Genomic DNA, 17,931 nt, shown 5'->3' with positions numbered 1-17,931 from the left:
AAGACTGCCCTGCTCAACTGGTCTGCCCCGGCAGACCGCGGTGCGCCCATTACCAAGTACACGGTCTACGGCGAATCGGGCTTCAGGCAGGACTGTCCGGCGAACACCTGCACGTTGACCGGGCTGGTCAACAACACGAAGTACCACTTCGAAGTCACCGCTACTAACGAGTTCGGCGAATCTGAACGTTCCCCGGCATCCGCCGAGGTCCGCCCGGACGTCAAGCCGGACACGCCACCGGCGCCCACCCTGAAGTTCGGTGACAAGCAGCTTTCCGTGAACTGGGTGGCACCGGCCAGCAAGGGATCACCCGTCAAGACCTACGATCTGGAAATCTCGCCGGCCCCGCCAGGGCAGAACGCCCAGATCCAGAACCTGGCAGCGGTGAGCTATGTCTGGAAGGGACTCCAGAACGGCGTCTCCTACAAGGTCCGCGTCCTGGCCCGCAATGATGCCAAGGATCCGTCCGAGTGGAGCCCGTATTCTGCAGCCGAAGTCCCCGCGGGCGTCCCTGCCACGCCGGCCGCCCCGACGGCGACCCAGGCCGGCCAGGTGGGATCCACTAGCCAGCTGAAGGTCAGCTGGACGGCGCCGAACAACAACGGCGACGCCGTCTCCTCCTACACCCTGACTACCCTGCAGGGCGGGGCGGTGGTTGCCACGCAGCCGGTAGCTTCCGGCACCACGCAGAACGTCACCGTGGACAACTCCGAGAGCAACTACACCTTCACGGTTTCGGCCACCAACAAGGCCGGCACCAGCGCCACCAGCAACCCGTCGGCCCAGATCCGGGCGGCCGGCAAGCCAGGCCAGGTAAGCAGCGGAACCGTGGCTGACACCGGTAACAGCGGCCAGCTTCGCGTGACGTTTACGCCGCTGACGCAGGCTCAGCGGAATGGTTCGACGGACACCGAAATCCAGTACACGTACAACGCAGATGGCAAGTCAGGAAGCATCCAGGCAGGCGGCGGAACCATCGGTGGCCTCACTAACGGCCGGGACATCACGGTCACCATCATTGCGACGTCCACCAAGAACAACGTGTCCGGGGACGCCAAAGCGATCGGTACCGGCAACCCCTACGGACCGCCGAACGCACCCACCGTGAACGGCAGGACCTCGGCCAAGGGCGACGGCCAGGTGCACTGGACCTGGAACAACCCCAACACGAACGGCCGCCCCCTCAACCGCTACGAAGTGAGCATGGACGGTGGCGGCTGGCAGAACGTGGGCCAGGCCAACAGCTTCGACGCCGGCGCCGGAGGCTGGGGCAAGAGCCATAACCTGCGTGTCCGTGCCGTGACCGTGGTGGACGGTGCTATTGGCGGACCCGCCACCTCCACGTCCGGGGCCGATCCCACCCCGCCGCCCGACCCCACGATGGTCCGCGTCAACACCACCAACAGCTGTCCCGGCAAGCCCGGTGTCCCGGACCGTTACAGCAATGTGAATGGAGACGCACGGTGCGGTTCGAGTGAATCGAACTGGGTGTCCACTTCGGACGGCTGGATTCCCAGCGCCTGCTGGATGAACATCTATGGCTCCAGCGAAACATCCAACCCGGCGTCCTACTACAAGTGGTACCGCATGGACGGCGGCCCCCACGCGGGCTGGTACGTCAAGCTCGCCACCATCGATATCAGCGGCCCGGACGTCGGCAGATGCTGACAGTCCACACAGCCCGTCCACTACAGCCCCGACAGACCCGCACCACAAGAAAAGGACCAATTTCATGACCATGACCACCGAGCAGGCCGAATGGTTTGCAGGCACTTTCGACAAGCTCGTTGCCAACGTGGGACAGGCGGTGCTCGGCAAGGACCACGTCATCCGGCTCACCTTCACCGCGATGCTGGCGGAGGGCCACGTGCTGTTTGAGGACGCCCCCGGCACCGGCAAGACCATGCTGGCCCGGGCCATGGCCGCTACCGTCCAGGGGTCCAACAACCGCATCCAGTTCACCCCCGACCTCCTGCCCTCGGATGTCACGGGTGTGACCATCTATGACCAGAAGACGCAGAAGTTCGAGTTCCACAAGGGACCGATCTTCAACAACATCGTCCTGGCCGACGAGATCAACCGTGCTTCGCCGAAGACCCAGTCGGCACTGCTGGAGGTCATGGAGGAATCCCGGGTCACCGTGGACGGCGTCACCTACGAGGCCGGCCGGCCGTTTATGGTGATGGCCACCCAGAACCCGATCGAGCAGGCCGGTACGTACCGCCTGCCGGAGGCGCAGCTGGACCGGTTCCTGATTAAGACCTCCATCGGCTATCCGGACCACGCGTCCACGGTCCAGCTGCTCGGCGGCTCGAACCTGAAGGACCGCTCCAAGGAGATCTCCGCAGTTATCACCACGCAGGCCGTGGCGGACATGGCGGACCTCGCCGCCACCGTGCACGTGGACACGGCGGTCCTCGAATACATCTCCCGGCTCTGCGAAGAGACGCGCAGCGCGCCTGAGACCCGGCTGGGCGTTTCCGTGCGTGGCGCCATCGCCATGGTCCGCGCCGCCAAGGTCTGGGCCGCGGGGCAGGGACGGAACTTCGTCCTGCCTGACGACATCAAGGAACTGGCCGCCGTTGTGTGGACGCACCGGTTTGTGATGGACCCGGAGGCCGAGTTCTCCGGCGCCACCCCCGAAGCCGTCCTGGCCCGGGTCCTGTCCGACATCGCGGCACCGCAGCAGCGCGCCGCCGTCTGACGCTCCCTCGGAGCTCCAGACCACCACTGACCAGCGCGAACAAAGGCACATTTATGTCCAGCAGCACTCCGTTGACCCGGCTTGCTGAACGCCTCCGGCAACCCTTCCACCGGAACGGCAGACCCACCAGGCTGCATCCCTCATCCGTGTGGGCCGAGGCCACCAGCACCGCCGGCCTCGCCCTCACACCTGCGTGGGAGAAGGTCCGCGGCCTGTGGCTGCGCTACGTGTGGCCTGTCCTGTCGGTGGTCAGTGTCCTGGGCTGGTCGGTTCTGGCCGCGTCTATCCTGCTGTGGACGGCCGGTCAGGCCTTCGGCTGGCAGGAGGCCAAGGCGGCGGCCATCGCGGCGTTTGTCCTTTTCCTGATCGCCATCGGGTTCATCCTGGGCCGGTCATCCTACGGCGTGATCCTGGACCTCGCCCGGACCCGTGTGGCCGTCGGGGACAGTGCGGTCGGAAGCATCGCCGTCTCCAACACCTCCGCCCGGCCCCTATTGCCTGCCGCCCTGGAACTGCCGGTAGGCAACGCCACCGCCGTCTTCCACCTGCCCAGGATGAAGCCCGCGCAGGTGCACGAGGACCTTTTCACCATTCCAACCGCCCGCCGCGCCGTCATCGTGGTGGGACCTGTCCGCTCGGTCCGGGCCGACCCCCTGCACCTCCTCCGCCGCCAGGTGCTGTGGACCGAGCCGGAGGACCTGTTTGTGCACCCGAAGACAGTGGCCCTGGCCGGTTCCGCGGCGGGATTCATCCGCGACCTCGAGGGCATGCCCACCACCGACCTGTCCAGCGCGGACGTGTCCTTCCATGCCCTGCGGGACTACGTGCCGGGCGATGACCGGCGGCACATCCACTGGAAGACCACCGCGCGGACCAACAAGCTGATGGTGCGCCAGTTCGAGGAGACCCGGCGCGCCCACCTGGCCATCTCGCTGTCGATCAACACGGACGAGTACGCCTCGGAGCAGGAATTCGAAATGGCCATCTCAGCGGCTGCCTCGATCGGCCGGCAGGCCATCCGCGAGCAGCGCGAGCTGGACGTCCTGACGCAAAAGGGGCCGCTGCGCTGTGAAACCGGGCGGAACATGCTGGATGACATGACACGGATCGCCGGGGCACCCATGCGCCGGACCGCCGTCGACCTCGCCCGGACACTGGCAGACACCGTCCCCAACGCGTCGGTGGTCTTTTTTGTGGTGGGCAGCAACGTGACACCCTCCCAGCTCCGATCGGCCGCGGCCTCCGTGCCGCTCGGCGTCAGGAGCCTGGCCGTGCGCCTCCAAATCGGGGCTGCACCGGGCCGCGCCAACATCGCAGACCTGACAGTGCTGACCCTCGGCGACCTCGCTGACCTCGCCATCGTCCTCAGAAAGGCGGCCGCATGAGCTCCGCCCCGGGCCTCCGGCCACGCCCGCAGCAGCGGCAGTACGAATCATCGTTCGCCGACGGCCAGCCGCTCTGGCATTTTGTGCTCGACGCCGGCGCCCTCACCGTCCTGCTGGGGTTGGGCCTGCTGGGCTTCAGCCTCAGCTTCGGCGGAGACCCGTACTATCTGGTCTCGGGCTTCGGAGGCATCCTCCTGGGCCTCGGCATCGCCGCCGCCAACGCGCACCTGCGCCTGGGTTTGCTGATCACTTCAGCCCTCGCACTTGGGGCCTACCTGGTGTTCGGCACGCTCCTCGCAGTCCCGGACGCTGCGATTGCCGGCTTTGTTCCCAGCCTTGACTCCTTGCGGACGCTGCTCCTTGGAGTTGTGTTCGCCTGGAAGGACATGCTCACGGTGGGCGTTCCGGTAGGGTCTGCCGGCGGCGTCCTGATCGTCCCGTTCCTGAGTTCGCTGCTCGCCGCCTTGGTTGCCGGCATCCTCACCTGGCGGCTGAAAACCCCGTACTGGCCACTGCTTCCCGTGCTGGTGCTTTTCGTCACGGGCATAGCTTTCAGCACCAACGCTGCCTTCCTCACCGTGGAGCGCGGCATCGGACTCACCGTCATGGCGATTGCCTGGGCCACCTTCCGCCGTGACGCGCTGCGGCGCAGCGACACGCGAAAAGTCTCAGTCAACCGTCCGCAGACCGATGCGGCCACAGCCCAGCGGGCCAAGCTCCGCCGGCTGGGCACCGCCGCTGCCGTGATCGCCGCAAGCGTCGCCATTACCGCGGTGGCGGCGCCCCTGGTCACCGCCAGCGGTGACCGCAAGGTCCTGCGCAACGTGGTGGTTCCGCCGTTCGATCCCAAGGACTACGTCACGCCCCTGGCAAGCTTCCGGACGTTCGTCAAGGACAAGAAAGACGACACGCTGTTCGTGGTCAAAGGACTGCCCCGGGACGGCCGCGTCCGGCTGGGGGCTTTGGATGCCTTCAACGGCACCAACTACAACATGGATCCCAACGGCTCCGGCAGCTTCAGCAAGGTGGGCGACACCGAGTCCATCAACACCCTGGCCGACACCTCGGGCATCGTCCCCTCGAATGACTACTCCATCGACATCACCATCGAGGATTACCAGGGCTACTTTGTCCCGGGAGGCCGGAAGACCACCGGCCTGAGCTTTGACCAGAGCGCCTCCGCCGCGGCGTCGGGTCTGTATTTCAACGCGGGCACAGACACGGCCGTGACCACGCAGGGCCTGTCCAAGGGCGATTCCTACAGCGTCCAGGTGTCCGATCCCGTGAAGCTCGAACACGGTCAGTTGACGCAGTACGACTTCGCGAAGATTACGCTGCCGGACGCCGTCGAGGTCCCGCCGGTGGTGGGGTCACAGGCCAACGACCTCTCGGCCGATGCGCCCACCGCGATTGACCGGGTCCGCCAGATCGAGGCGCATTTCCAAAAGACGGGCGCCTTCAGCAACGGCCTCGTCGCTGACGGCCAGCTGCCCAGCGTTTCCGGCCACAGCTCGTCGCGGATCAGGAACCTGCTGACCGCCAAGCAGATGCTCGGCGACGACGAGCAGTATGCCGTGTCCATGTCGCTGATGCTCCGCCACCTGGGCATCCCGTCACGCGTGGTCATGGGCTTCTACCCCGATCCGACCAGCCCGGAGAACGGCGCCGGCGAGGTAAAGGTCACGGGAAAGGACGTCCACGCCTGGGTTGAGGTGGCCTTCGACCGGGTGGGCTGGGTCAGTTTCGACCCCACACCGCCCAAGGACAACGTCCCCATCCCGCCGGACCCCGAAAACAAGTCCAAACCCAAGCCCCAGGTGCTGCAGCCGCCGCCCCCGCCGCAGGAACCGGCCGATCTGCCGCCGGATTCCTCGCCGGACGCCCTGGACGCCGACGAGAAGAAAAACAATCCGTGGCTCTTCTGGGGTGCCCTGCTCGGGGCCCTGGGCATTGCCCTGATCCCGCTGTCCATCCTTGCCCTGCCGCTGCTGCTGATCGCGCTCCTTAAATCACGACGCCGGAAGGCCCGCCTCACGGAGGGGCACCCGGCCCAGCGTGTGGGCGGCGGCTGGAACGAGGTGGTGAGCCTCGCCACTGATTTGGGCGCCGGCATCGACAGCCGTGCAACCCGGCGCGAAAGCGCAGTGGTGCTTGCTGACTCGTTCCCGGCCACCGGGCAGACCACCACCATGCTGGCGCACCGTGCGGACGCCTCCATCTTCGGCGTTGGCCAGCCCAGCGAGGGGGAGGTCCGGGAATACTGGACCATCGTGGACGGCTCGCTGAAGGAGATGACCGGGACGTTGGGGTTCTGGCGCCGCCAGCAGGCCCGCTTCTCGCCCCGGTCGCTGCTGGCTGATGGCCGCAACGCCCTTAAGCTGCGCGGCGCAAAGCCGCGTGGCGCAATGCTCGGGCTGGGCCCGCTTGTGCGTCCGTCCGGCCAGGGTTCCCCCGGATGGCGGTCCGCCACCGGTAGGGTGGGGACCGGCCCGGCCGCTGCCGGAACCCCGAATCCGGCAGTTCAGGACAGCGGACCCGGAACGGCGGCGGCTTCCGAGCCTGATGAGTCCACCGTTCTGCGGAACCCTGGCAGGAAGAACCCCACTGAATCATGATGAACGAGGCCGAGCGCTGCCAGCAGTGCCAGCAACTGATCCGGCGCGGCGCCACGTTCTGCCCGGCGTGCGGTGCTCCGCTGCCCAACAGGGCGGCACGCAGCGGACGCAACGTGGACCATGCACAGCGGGCCATGATGGAGCGTGCGGCGGCGCACGCCAGCCAGAATCCCGGTACTATCCCGGTAGTACAAACGGCTCCAGGGGGAGGAACGGGAATGGCAGCCAATCTTGAGCTTGTTCCGGCCACGGCGGGGAAACGGCTCGGCGCGGCAGTGCTCGACTGGCTGGCCCCCGTTGCGGTCCTGGTGGTGACTTTCGCCATCGGGTTCGCGGGAATCACCCGCACCCAAAGCGGCGGCTTCATCATCTATGACACCGGTTCGCTGGTCCTGTTCGGCAGCGTCGGCCTGGGACTGACGCTGGTCTACCTGGCGGTTCTGGTGGGCATGGAAGGCCGCTCCGGGAAGACCCTCGGCAACCATGTCATGGGCATCCGCAGCGCTGACAAGGATGGTTACGCCCCCGGCACCGGGGGAGTGTTCCTGCGCGGCCTCATCACCGGCGCAGGCATCATCCTGACGCTCCTGGCCGCCGTTGCCATCGTCATTTTCAAATGGTTCGATGTGGCCGTCTTCGTCCTCGGCCCGTTGCTTATTGCCAGTGCGGTATGGGCCGTGCTGGTGGTGGTTTCCAACACCTGGGACCGCAACGGCAGGCTCCGCGGATGGCACGACACCGCGGCCAAAACGCTGGTGTTCGACGTCAACGACGGCCGGAACCCCGTCACCTCCGGCGGCATCCAGGGCCCATACAGTTTCGCGCCCCTGGACCTCCCGCCTGTCCAGCCGGTCGCGTCGCCCGTGGTCGGGGCCGCAAAACCGCCCCAGGTTGTGCCCGCCCAACAGCCGCTGGTCCAACAACCCGTGAACCCGTACGCTCCGCAGCCGGAAGCGGCTCAACCGTCAGCCGCGCCGCCGCCGTTCGCACCCCAGCCGGACGCGCCGCCGTCGTCCACTCCTTTCCAGCCGCATGTCCCGTACGCGGCCCCAGCCGTTCCCGCGCCGGGCGCCCAGTTCCATCCGGATGACGACCTCGACCGCACACAGATGCGTGGTGGGGCAGCGTATGCAGCGCCCGTCGCCGTGCTGCGGATAAAGCTCGACGACGGCCGGGACTTCCAGCTCGACCGCAACGTCCTGTTGGGCAGGAACCCCCTTGGCCAGGCGGGGGAGCAGCAGGCCCAGCTCCTGGCGGTCAGTGATCCCGGCCGCTCGATCTCCAAGACGCACCTCCACCTGCTGACCGACGGTGCCGGCGTTTGGGTGACGGACCGGAACTCCACCAACGGCAGCGCCGTCACTACACCGGACGGACGGCGCACCCCACTGCAGCCGGGCGTGCCCGCTTTTGTCAGCCCGGGATCCACTGTCCACTTTGGTGACCGTTCCTTCCACCTAGGACAGGCATGAACTCACAGCCCGCCAGTGACCCAGCTGACGCAGACCACGGAACCGGCCTCAGCCTGAGTTACGGCTACGGAACGGACCGCGGGCTGCGCCGGGAATTGAACGAGGATTCCTTCATCGCCTCCGACCCCGTCTTCGCCGTGGCAGACGGCATGGGCGGACACGAAGCCGGCGAGATTGCCAGCGGTATGTGCGTCCGCGCCCTCGCTGCCATGCCACAGCTCGCCACCGGGGAGCGCAGCGTCACGGCGGCAGTGCTCCAGCAATACCTGCTCCGCGCCGACAGTTCCATCCGGGAGGTGACCGGTGCCCGCGCCGGCACCACACTCACTGGAGCCGTTGTGGTGGAACAGATGGGAATGCCGTACTGGCTGGTCATGAACATCGGGGATTCCCGCACGTACCGGCTGAGCCAAGGGCACTTCGAGCAGGTCAGTGTGGACCATTCGGAGGTCCAGGAACTCGTGGATGCCGGTGAAATCACGCCTGAGCAGGCCACCGTCCATCCCCGCCGCCACGTTGTCACGAGGGCGCTGGGCACGGGGGACGAGACCGAGGCTGATTACTGGCTCCTGCCCGTGGAGGAAGGCGACCGGATCATGGTCTGCTCGGACGGGCTCAATGCCGAGCTGACGGATGAGCACATGTTCCGGATCCTGAGCACCGTGGGCCACCCGCAGGACGCGGTGGATGCCCTGATCCAGGCCGCGCTCCGTAACGGCGGAAGGGACAACGTCACCGTCATTGTGGTGGACGCCAGGAACGTGATGAACGACGGCGGCATCGCCACCACGGCGCCCCGCCCGGCGGCTGATGCCGCGGAGGTCACGCTGCCCCGGGCGCGGATTGTTGACGCCAGCCAGCCGGCCGGCCAGGACGACGGAAGAGGGGAACACTGAGATGGCCACCGCAACATACGTCGCCGGCACCTGGCTCGGTGTTGTCCGGGCCAACACTGTGGTCCTTCTGGGGCCCGGGACCCCGCCCGCCCTGGTCCAGTCCCTTTGGGAACTGCTGGAGCACGCCCCGGAAGTCCACGAAGTGCTCCACGCCGTCACCAGCAGTTTCGGCGTTTCCCTGGCGCAAATACCGTCGTTCGGGATAGTCGATTCCGGTGACGCGCTCCGGATCTTCCTCCGCGGCGACCTGGACCTGACCGTGCGGCTGCCCGGCGGCCCCGTGGACCTGAACGGGCGGGACGTCACCACCTGGACGGAGCGCCGCCTGGACACACCCGAGTGGTACCGCCTCACTGTGGCGGGAGACGGCCAGCCCCGACCCGCGTTGCCGCTCAGCGAAGGCGTGGTCCTGCTGGAGTCGCTGACAGTGTCGCTCACCGGAACTCCGGCGGACGAGGTGGCGGCTCCGGCTGCCACGCCCGCTGAGGTCGAGGCACCCACCGCTGTCGGCGGCGTCGTTCTCGTAGCGGACGCTGAACCGGTCACTGAAACGGTAGCGAAGCCCGCACCTGGACCGAAGCCGGAACCCGGACCGGTGCCGGCAGCTGAGCCGGAACCTGAAATTGCACCTGAACCTGCGTCTGAACCCGCGCCGGAACATGACCGGGAGGTTTCGGCAGAAACGGTGATGGGGCTCCTGGACGACGACTCCAATTTTGCTGCCGAAGCCCCGGAAGCCGAGCCGGACGTGGAGCCCGCCCCGGAGCGCGCCGCCCATCCTGACCAGGTCCCGGCCCACGAAATGACCGGCAGCTACGACCACCTCTGGGAACGGACTGTTGTCCGCCGCATCGAGGACGCAGCGGTCCGGGACGAACCCGAGGAAGATCACGGCGCACCTGCGGCACCTGTTGGCGCGGCTCCGGCACCGCCTGCAGCCGCCCCGCCTGCGGCCGCAGCGGCCGCCCGGATGATCGGCGGGCTCATCGACTCGGTCCCGTGGCGGACCGGCGGGAGCACACCTGCTGCCCAGGCCGCGCCGCCGTCCAGTCTCCCGCCGTTGATTCTGCCGCCGTCGAACCTGTCCCCGTTGAATCAGCCCCTGTTGAATCAGCCCCCGGCGGACGTCCCGGCAGAACTGCACGCAGGGCAGCCGGCAGCAGACCCGGACGCCTTCGACGGTGACCACGACGGCCACACGATCATGAAGGGCGACCTCGCCGGAATGGCCGCGCATCCCGCCCCGGTTCCGGAGCCGGATTCGGCCGCAGGCCCCCTGGTGCTGGCCCGGGTCTGCGGTCGGGGACACGCCAATCCGCCCACGCAGGCGCAGTGCGCTGCCTGCGGCTCGCCGCTGCCCGCCGACGCCGTACAGGTGGCCCGGCCCCGGCTGGGCCGGATGCGGGTCTCTACGGGTGCACTGGTTGACCTTGACCAGTCGCTGGTCATTGGGCGTCAGCCATCCGTTTCCCGGGTGCAGGGTGGTGTTATGCCGCGGCTGGTCCAGGTGGCCAGCCCCAGCGGCGACATCTCGCGCTCGCACGTCGAAGTGCGGCTGGAGGGCTGGCACGTGATGCTCTGCGATCTCAAGGCCACCAACGGTACGGTCCTGGTCCGCGAGGGCCAGCCGCCGCGCCGCCTGGCCCAGAACGAGATGGCCATCCTGCTCGACGGCGACATCGCCGAATTGGGTGACGACATCTCACTGCGTTTTGAGGAGATTCTTTGAGTTCCAAACGGCCGGTTGCGCCGCCGCCCCACATTCCGGGGTTTACCTACATCAGCCTGCTTGGCTCCGGCGGGTTCTCGGACGTCTATCTCTACGAGCAGGACCGGCCGCGCCGGAAGGTGGCGGTCAAGGTCCTTTTGTCGGATCTGAAGACCGAGGGTGCCCGGCGCAGGTTCGAGTCCGAGGCCAACCTGATGGCCCAGCTCTCCTCGCACCCGTACATCGTGACCATCTTCGAGGCGGAGGTGACCGAGGCAGGTCACTCCTACCTGGCCATGGAGTACTGCTCGAGGCCCAGCCTGGACGTCCGGTACCGCCGTCAGCGCTTCAGCGTTGATGAGGTGCTGGCCGTCGGCATCCAGGTGGCCTCCGCCGTCGAGACCGCCCACCGGGCCGGCATCGCCCACCGGGACATCAAGCCGGCCAACATCCTGGTGACGGACTACAACCGGCCGGCCCTGACGGACTTCGGGATCTCGGGCACGCTGGGCGGCGACGCCGACGAGGACGCCGGGATGTCCATTCCGTGGTCGCCGCCGGAACAGTTCGCGGACGGCCCCGTGGACGGCGTGATGGTGGATGTCTGGGCGCTGGGCGCCACGCTGTACACACTGCTGGCCGGCAGGTCGCCGTTTGTGATGCCCGGTACGGATAATTCCCAGCGCGAACTGATCTCGCGGATCACCAGCGCGGCACTGCCGCGCCTGGGCCGGGCCGACGTTCCGGAGTCACTGGAGCGGGCGCTGTCCACGGCCATGGCCAAATCCGCGGCGTCCCGCTACTCCTCAGCCCACGCGTTTGCCCTCGCCCTGCAGCGGATCCAGGCCGAACTGAACCTTTCGGTCACGCCCTTCGAGGTACTCGAAGAGCAGCAACTGGAAGAGAACCACCCGGATGACGGCTTCGAGGAAACCCGCGTCCGGAACATCGCGGCCATCGATCCGGAGCGGACCGGCAGCGCCCCCACTTTCCCGGCACGCACCCGGCCGCAACGCCGCGGAACCGGTGCGCCGCCGTCGGGCCTTCCGGCCGGCGGATTTCCCCCGGCCGCTGCGGCCACGGCAGCACCCCGGCCCCAGGTTCCGGGCAACCTCTTTGCCGGCCAGCAGGACGGTAAGCAGGACGGCGGCACGCAGGCTGGCAGCAACTCCGCAGGCGAGTGGGCCCATGCCACGATGCTCCGCGGAAGTGCACCGGCCGCCGAGTACGGCTCCGCGCCGGACGCAACCGTCCAGCGTCCCGGGCCTCTTCCCGCCCAGGCCGGCCAGGCCGGCGCGCCCGGCCACCGGGCAGGGCGCGCCGATCCGGAGATCGACGCGACGATCAGCCGACCGGCCCCGGTGACGGAAACCGCCCCCGAAGCGGCGCCCGACCACGGCAAGCGCAACGTGTGGCTCGCCGCCGCGGGCGGAACGCTGCTGGTCCTCGCCATCATCGTAGGGATTGTGGTGGCGTCCTCGGCCCCGGCGCCCAAGGTCGAAGAGACCGGCCAGGTCAGCAAACCCCCGGCGGATGCCCTGGACAACGGGACAGTTCCCGACGTCGCGGATCTGGCAGGGACTGTGGACGCCGCCGGCAAGGCGACCTTCACCTGGACCAATCCGCAGCCGAAGTCGGGCGACGCCTACAAGTGGCGGGTCTACGCGTTGGGCAACCACGGCGAGTACCAGTCCACTGCCGAGCCAGCCGCCCAGGTTGCGTTGAATCCGACGGAACCCACGTGTGTCCAGGTGATGATCGTCCGGAGTGACGGCGCGTTCTCACCGTTGGAAGAAGACTCAATCGCCTGCATCCGCAAGTGACGGCAGAGCAGACCGGAACCGTTAGTGAACGCGGGCAGAGCCCGACGAGGAGGCACGGAAAATGGGGGATCTAGCAATAGATTTCTGTGGTGAATGGTACGAACCGTCCGATGAGGAAATCTTCAACATCGGCCGCGAAGGCGACCTTGAAGTGGACGACAACCCGTACCTTCACCGCCAGTTCCTGCAGGTGGCCCGCTACGACGGGATCTGGTGGCTGAGCAACGTGGGCGGGATGCTGTCCGCCACCGTCGCCGACGGCTCAGGCGGGATGCAGGCCTGGCTGTCGCCGGGGGCGCGCATCCCGCTGGTGTTCAGCCACACGAACGTCATTTTCACCGCCGGGCCCACCACGTATGAGTTCGCCGTCCACCTCAAGACGCCGTCCTTCCGCCAGGAATCACGGGAGGACGACAGCAACGGCGACACCACCATCGGCCCCGTGGTCTTCACCGACTCGCAGAGGGCCCTCATTGTGGCCCTGGCCGAACCCATGCTGCGGCGCGAAGGGACCGGATTCAGCGCCATCCCGTCCTCGGCTGCAGCGGCCAAGACCCTGGGCTGGGCACTCACCCGGTTCAACCGGAAACTCGACAACGTCTGCGACAAACTTGACCGCGTGGGCGTGGTGGGCCTCCGCGGCGGCGGCGGGAAACTGGCCACCAACCGGCGCGCGAGGCTCGTCGAACACGCCGTCACGTCGCACCTGGTCACCCCCGACGATTTGTACTTACTGGAAAAGATGAGGGGCGTGGACGAAGGATGAGGATCCGGCTGACACTCCGCCGGGACCCGGCGGAAACCAAGGACCTGGCCGTCACCGTAGACGGCCTGGCCACGGTGGCGGATATCGCCACGCAGCTCTGGGTCGCGGACCCCGACCGAAAAGGATCGCCGGCACCGGAAAACCTTTCGCTCCGCATCGACGAGGCCTTTGTGGGCGGCGGCATGCGCGGCAGCGTCCTGACCCGCACGGACAACCTCCTGGAATCGGGCCTGCGCCCCGGCTCCGTGGTGTCCCTGACCGAGGTCAGCGAACTCTTCAACGCGCCAGGCGCCAGCCGCGGACCCGCCGCAGCCACGCTGCGGATCCTTTCCGGGCCCGACGCCGGCCAGGAGTTTTCGCTGCCTTCCGGCACCAGCTACATCGGCCGGGACCGGGACGTGGACATCCGGCTCACGGACCCTCTGACCTCCAAACGCCACGCCCGCATCACCGTGGGCGAGGGCGTGGAGATCGTGGACACGAACTCCGCCAACGGCCTCCTGATGGACGGACTGCCGGTCACCCGGGCCACCCTGAACTCCTCGGACACGGTGACGCTGGGGGAGACCACCGTCACCGTGGTGCCGCTGGGCCACAACCAGGCGGCAGCACCGACGTCGCCCCTTGTCGATTTCAACCGCTCCCCCCGGGTGGTTCCCCGCTTTGAGGCGCCCAAGCGCGTGCCACCGGCCGGGCCCAAGCGTCCGGACCACCAGCCGTTCCCGTACATCATGCTGATGGCTCCGCTGCTGATGGGCGGCATCATGTTCGCGGTCACGCGGAACATCCTGTCCGTGGTGTTCATGATGATGATGCCGCTGTTCATCGTGGGTCACTATGTGGACCACAAGATGCAGACAAGGCGCCAGCAGAAGGAGCAGCTCAAACAGTTCAGGGAGTCCATGGCGGCGTTCCGACAGGACATCACCGAACTGCAGCGCGTGGAACGCGCGGTCCGCCTGCAGGAAGCACCGTCGGTCAGCGACACCGTGGATTCCATCTACAAACTCGGTCCGCTGCTGTGGACCCACCGCCCCGAGCACACCGGTTTCCTGGGCCTGCGGTTCGGGCTCGGCACCGGTACATCACGCATCCTGTTCGAGGAACCCCACAGCAACGACACCGAAGCTGAATTCATGCGCGACATCCAGGACTGCCTGAAGCAGTTCAGGGACATCGAGGGTGTCCCCGTGGTCTCCCAGCTGCGCACGGCCGGGTCCTTCGGCGTGGCCGGAGCCCGGGGCCTGGTGGACGACGTTGCCCGCGGCATGGTCCTGCAGTTCGTGGGCCTGCACTCGCCGGCCGAGGCCGTGGTGACAGCCATAACGTCGGCGCAATCCCGGCAGCGCTGGGACTGGCTGCAGTGGCTGCCCCACGTGGGCTCCGGCCACAGCCCCCTCAACGGCGACCACCTGGCTGCCGGTTCAGCCAGCGGCTCCTCCCTCGTGGCCAGGCTCGAGGACCTGCTCGACGCACGCGAAGCCATGGCCAAGCGCTCCACCCCGGAACACCGGGGATCCGTGGACCCTGCCAAGGACGAGGTCCCGGCGCCTGTGCTGCCGGCGGTCCTGGTCATCGTCGAGGACGACGCGCCTGTGGACCGGGGCAGGCTGACCCGACTCGCCGAGCGCGGACCGGACTCCGGCGTCCACGTGATGTGGGTGGCCACCGACATCCAGGCGCTTCCGGCTGCCTGCCGGGACTTTATGGTGGTGGACGGCGAAAACGGCACCACCACCGGGCAGGTGCGGCTGGGACGGCACACGTACCCCGTGAGCTGCGAAAGCCTCGACGCCGACCTGGCCGCGCAGCTGGCCCGGATGCTGGCGCCCGTGGTGGACGTGGGCAAGCCCGTCAGCGACGACTCCGACCTGCCGCGTGCGGTGTCCTACGCCACCCTGATCGGCAAGGACTTCCTGGACAACCCGCAGGCCGTGGCGGAGCGCTGGGTGGAGAACAATTCAGTCCATGCCTCCGCGGTTCCGAACCGGAAGGACAACGGGACCCTCCGGGCGCTGGTGGGTTCCAAGGGCATCGAGCCGCTTTACCTGGACCTGAAGAACGAGGGCCCGCACGCGCTGGTGGGCGGCACCACCGGCGCCGGCAAATCGGAGTTCCTGCAGTCCTGGGTCATGGGCATGGCTGCCGCCTACAGCCCGGACCGGGTGAGCTTCCTGTTTGTGGACTACAAGGGCGGCGCGGCCTTTGCCGAGTGCCTCAGCCTGCCCCACACCGTGGGCCTGGTCACCGACCTCTCCCAGCACCTGGTCCGCCGTGCCCTGACCTCCCTCCGTGCGGAGCTGCACTACCGCGAGCATCTGCTGAACCGGAAGAAGGCCAAGGACCTGCTCGGGCTCCAGCGCCAAGCCGACCCGGAGGCACCGCCGTACCTGATCATCGTGGTGGACGAATTCGCGGCGCTGGCTACCGAGGTTCCCGAATTTGTGGACGGCGTGGTGGATGTTGCAGCCCGTGGGCGGTCCCTGGGCCTGCACCTGATCCTGGCCACGCAGCGTCCCGCCGGTGTCATCAAGGACAGCCTGCGCGCCAACACGAACCTGCGGGTTGCCCTTCGTATGGCGGATGAGGATGACGCCACCGACATCCTGGGCGTGCCTGATGCGGCGTACTTCGACCCGTCCATCCCGGGCCGCGGCGCCGCCAAGACCGGGCCCGGCCGTATCCAGGGGTTCCAGACCGGCTATGCCGGCGGCTGGACCACGGAGAAGCCCCAGCGTCCGCAGATCGACATCGTGGAAATGGCCTTCGGGTCAGGGCCCAGCTGGGAGGCGCCCGCCCCGGAGAAGCCCGTCAAGGAAGCTCCGCCCGGCCCCAACGACATCGCCAGGATGACCACCAACATCGTCCGGGCCGCGGAATCGCTGGCCATCCGGCCGCCGCGCAAACCGTGGCTGGACGAGCTGGCCAAGACGTACGACTTTTCCAAGCTCCCGAACCCCCGGACGGACGAACGGCTGCTGCTGGGTGTGGCGGATGATCCTGCCCGCCAGGAACAGCCCACGGTGTTTTACGAGCCGGACCAGGACGGCAACATGGCCATCTACGGCACAGGCGGCTCCGGAAAATCCGCTGCCCTGCGCGGCATTGCGATTGCCGCCGCCGTCACACCCCGCGGCGGGCCCGTGCACATTTACGGGATCGATTGCGGCTCCTCCGGGCTGAAGATGCTTGAAGAGCTGCCGCACGTCGGCGAGATCATCAACGGTGACGACGTCGAACGCGTCGGCCGGCTGCTCCGCCTGCTCCGGGACATCGCCGACGAAAGGTCAGCCCGGTTCGCCGAGGTCAGGGCCTCCACCATCGTCGAATACCGGACCCTGGCCAACCGCCCGGACGAGAAGCGGATCTTCGTGCTGCTGGACGGCATATCGGCGTTCCGCGAAACGTACGAATTCAGCCGCCTGTCCGCACTCTGGGACGTCTTCCTGCAGCTGGCCACCGACGGCCGTCCCCTGGGGATCCACTTGGTGGTCACCGGTGACCGGCCGAACGCCATACCGGCGTCGTTGCTGGCTTCCATCCAGCGCCGGCTGGTGCTGCGGCTGACGTCCGAGGACGACTACATGTCCATGGACGTGGCGAAGGACGTCCTCACCGTCTCCTCACCGCCGGGGCGCGGCATGCTGGGCGGCTACGAGGTCCAGCTGGCCGTCCTGGGCGGCAACTCGAACCTGGCGCTGCAGGCCCGCGAAGTCCACAAGCTCAGCCAGGCGATGCTGCGCCAGGGGCTGGAATCGGCACCGAAAATCCAGCGGCTTCCCGAACTGGTGGATCTGGACGTGCTGCCTCCCGGCAGCCCGGACCTGCCCGTCATCGGCGTCGACGACGAAACCCTGCAGCCGGCCGAGATCATGGCCCAGGGACCGCTGCTTCTGGCAGGTCCGCCAGGGGCGGGCAGGACGGTGGCGCTGGTGACCCTGGCCTACGCGCTGCGCCGGTCCAACCCGGACACGGAGCTTGTGTACATCGGCTCCCGCCGGTCCGCGGTGGCGTCGCTGCCGCTCTGGAACCGTTCCGTAGTGGGTGCCGATGACCTGGCCGAGATCATCGAGGACCTCACGGAGCACTCTTCCGGGAACCCCGGGAAGCTCGCGATCTTCATCGAGGGCCTGACCGAGTTCACGGATACCGTGGCGGAAGCGGGCGTTTCGCAGCTCGTGACGGTGTCCATCAAGGCCGATCAGTGGGTCATCGGGGAATCGGAAACGTCAACCTGGTCCTCCGCCTGGTCGCTGTCCCAGCCCTTCAAATCCGGACGCCGGGGCCTGCTCATCAACCCGGGCGACATCGAAGGGGACAGCCTGCTCAACACGTCGCTGGGCCGGGTCAGCCCGGAGTTCATACCGGGCCGCGGCTACATCGTGGGACGCGGCAAGGCACGGAAACTGCAGATCGCGCTGCCGCCGGAAAACAGGGGCTGAGCCGTCGCCTCCCGCGGGCCCGTAAATCTAATGGATTTGCGGGCCCGTGGCGCGTGTAGGAGACTACCGGAAACACTGTTCGCTGCGGCAAGGGGGTGCCGCGCTGTCGAAAAGGTAAAC

The 17,931-nt window shown here is 67.6% G+C and carries 10 protein-coding genes; all 10 read left to right on the top strand.

Annotated features, from left to right (window positions below; all coding sequences use genetic code 11):
• On the top strand, positions 1 to 1,668 hold a 1,668-nt coding region (locus V6M49_RS10955; protein WP_332761128.1), incomplete at its 5' end, for a fibronectin type III domain-containing protein.
• 64 nt (positions 1,669 to 1,732) lie between these two features.
• Positions 1,733 to 2,704, top strand: a complete 972-nt coding sequence (locus tag V6M49_RS10950) for an AAA family ATPase (protein ID WP_282329195.1) — start codon at positions 1,733 to 1,735, stop codon at positions 2,702 to 2,704.
• 53 nt (positions 2,705 to 2,757) lie between these two features.
• On the top strand, positions 2,758 to 4,089 hold the full coding sequence (locus tag V6M49_RS10945) for a DUF58 domain-containing protein (RefSeq protein WP_332761127.1): 1,332 nt from the start codon (positions 2,758 to 2,760) through the stop codon (positions 4,087 to 4,089).
• Positions 4,086 to 6,704, top strand: coding sequence for a transglutaminase-like domain-containing protein (locus tag V6M49_RS10940; RefSeq protein ID WP_332761126.1), 2,619 nt, complete (start codon positions 4,086 to 4,088; stop codon positions 6,702 to 6,704). Before V6M49_RS10945 ends, V6M49_RS10940 begins: the two co-directional genes overlap by 4 nt.
• Positions 6,701 to 8,176 (top strand): RDD family protein, encoded by a 1,476-nt coding sequence (locus tag V6M49_RS10935; protein WP_332761125.1) that lies wholly within the window; start codon positions 6,701 to 6,703, stop codon positions 8,174 to 8,176. The genes V6M49_RS10940 and V6M49_RS10935 overlap by 4 nt, the downstream gene beginning before the upstream one ends.
• Positions 8,173 to 9,072: a PP2C family protein-serine/threonine phosphatase gene (locus V6M49_RS10930; protein WP_332761124.1), complete on the top strand. Its 900-nt coding sequence runs from the start codon at positions 8,173 to 8,175 to the stop codon at positions 9,070 to 9,072. The genes V6M49_RS10935 and V6M49_RS10930 overlap by 4 nt, the downstream gene beginning before the upstream one ends.
• A gap of 1 nt (position 9,073) precedes the next feature.
• Complete coding sequence (locus V6M49_RS10925; RefSeq protein ID WP_332761123.1) at positions 9,074 to 10,801, top strand: FHA domain-containing protein; 1,728 nt, start codon at positions 9,074 to 9,076, stop codon at positions 10,799 to 10,801.
• Positions 10,798 to 12,603, top strand: coding sequence for a serine/threonine-protein kinase (locus tag V6M49_RS10920; protein WP_332761122.1), 1,806 nt, complete (start codon positions 10,798 to 10,800; stop codon positions 12,601 to 12,603). Before V6M49_RS10925 ends, V6M49_RS10920 begins: the two co-directional genes overlap by 4 nt.
• 61 nt (positions 12,604 to 12,664) lie before the next feature.
• Positions 12,665 to 13,369, top strand: coding sequence for a hypothetical protein (locus tag V6M49_RS10915; RefSeq protein ID WP_104061062.1), 705 nt, complete (start codon positions 12,665 to 12,667; stop codon positions 13,367 to 13,369).
• Positions 13,366 to 17,811: an FtsK/SpoIIIE domain-containing protein gene (locus tag V6M49_RS10910; RefSeq protein WP_332761121.1), complete on the top strand. Its 4,446-nt coding sequence runs from the start codon at positions 13,366 to 13,368 to the stop codon at positions 17,809 to 17,811. The genes V6M49_RS10915 and V6M49_RS10910 overlap by 4 nt, the downstream gene beginning before the upstream one ends.
• Positions 17,812 to 17,931: the final 120 nt, after the last annotated feature.

Source organism: Pseudarthrobacter sp. (assembly GCF_036675385.1).
Lineage (GTDB): Bacteria > Actinomycetota > Actinomycetes > Actinomycetales > Micrococcaceae > Arthrobacter.
This window is presented reverse-complemented; position numbering and strand designations above follow the sequence as displayed.

Bases quoted from the DNA above. Each gene is read 5' to 3' on its own strand.
- V6M49_RS10950 (WP_282329195.1), top strand. From the start codon at position 1,733: ATGACCATGACCACCGAGCAGGCCGAATGGTTTGCAGGCACTTTCGAC.
- V6M49_RS10945 (WP_332761127.1), top strand. From the start codon at position 2,758: ATGTCCAGCAGCACTCCGTTGACCCGGCTTGCTGAACGCCTCCGGCAA.
- V6M49_RS10940 (WP_332761126.1), top strand. From the start codon at position 4,086: ATGAGCTCCGCCCCGGGCCTCCGGCCACGCCCGCAGCAGCGGCAGTAC.
- V6M49_RS10935 (WP_332761125.1), top strand. From the start codon at position 6,701: ATGATGAACGAGGCCGAGCGCTGCCAGCAGTGCCAGCAACTGATCCGG.
- V6M49_RS10930 (WP_332761124.1), top strand. From the start codon at position 8,173: ATGAACTCACAGCCCGCCAGTGACCCAGCTGACGCAGACCACGGAACC.
- V6M49_RS10925 (WP_332761123.1), top strand. From the start codon at position 9,074: ATGGCCACCGCAACATACGTCGCCGGCACCTGGCTCGGTGTTGTCCGG.
- V6M49_RS10915 (WP_104061062.1), top strand. From the start codon at position 12,665: ATGGGGGATCTAGCAATAGATTTCTGTGGTGAATGGTACGAACCGTCC.
- V6M49_RS10910 (WP_332761121.1), top strand. From the start codon at position 13,366: ATGAGGATCCGGCTGACACTCCGCCGGGACCCGGCGGAAACCAAGGAC.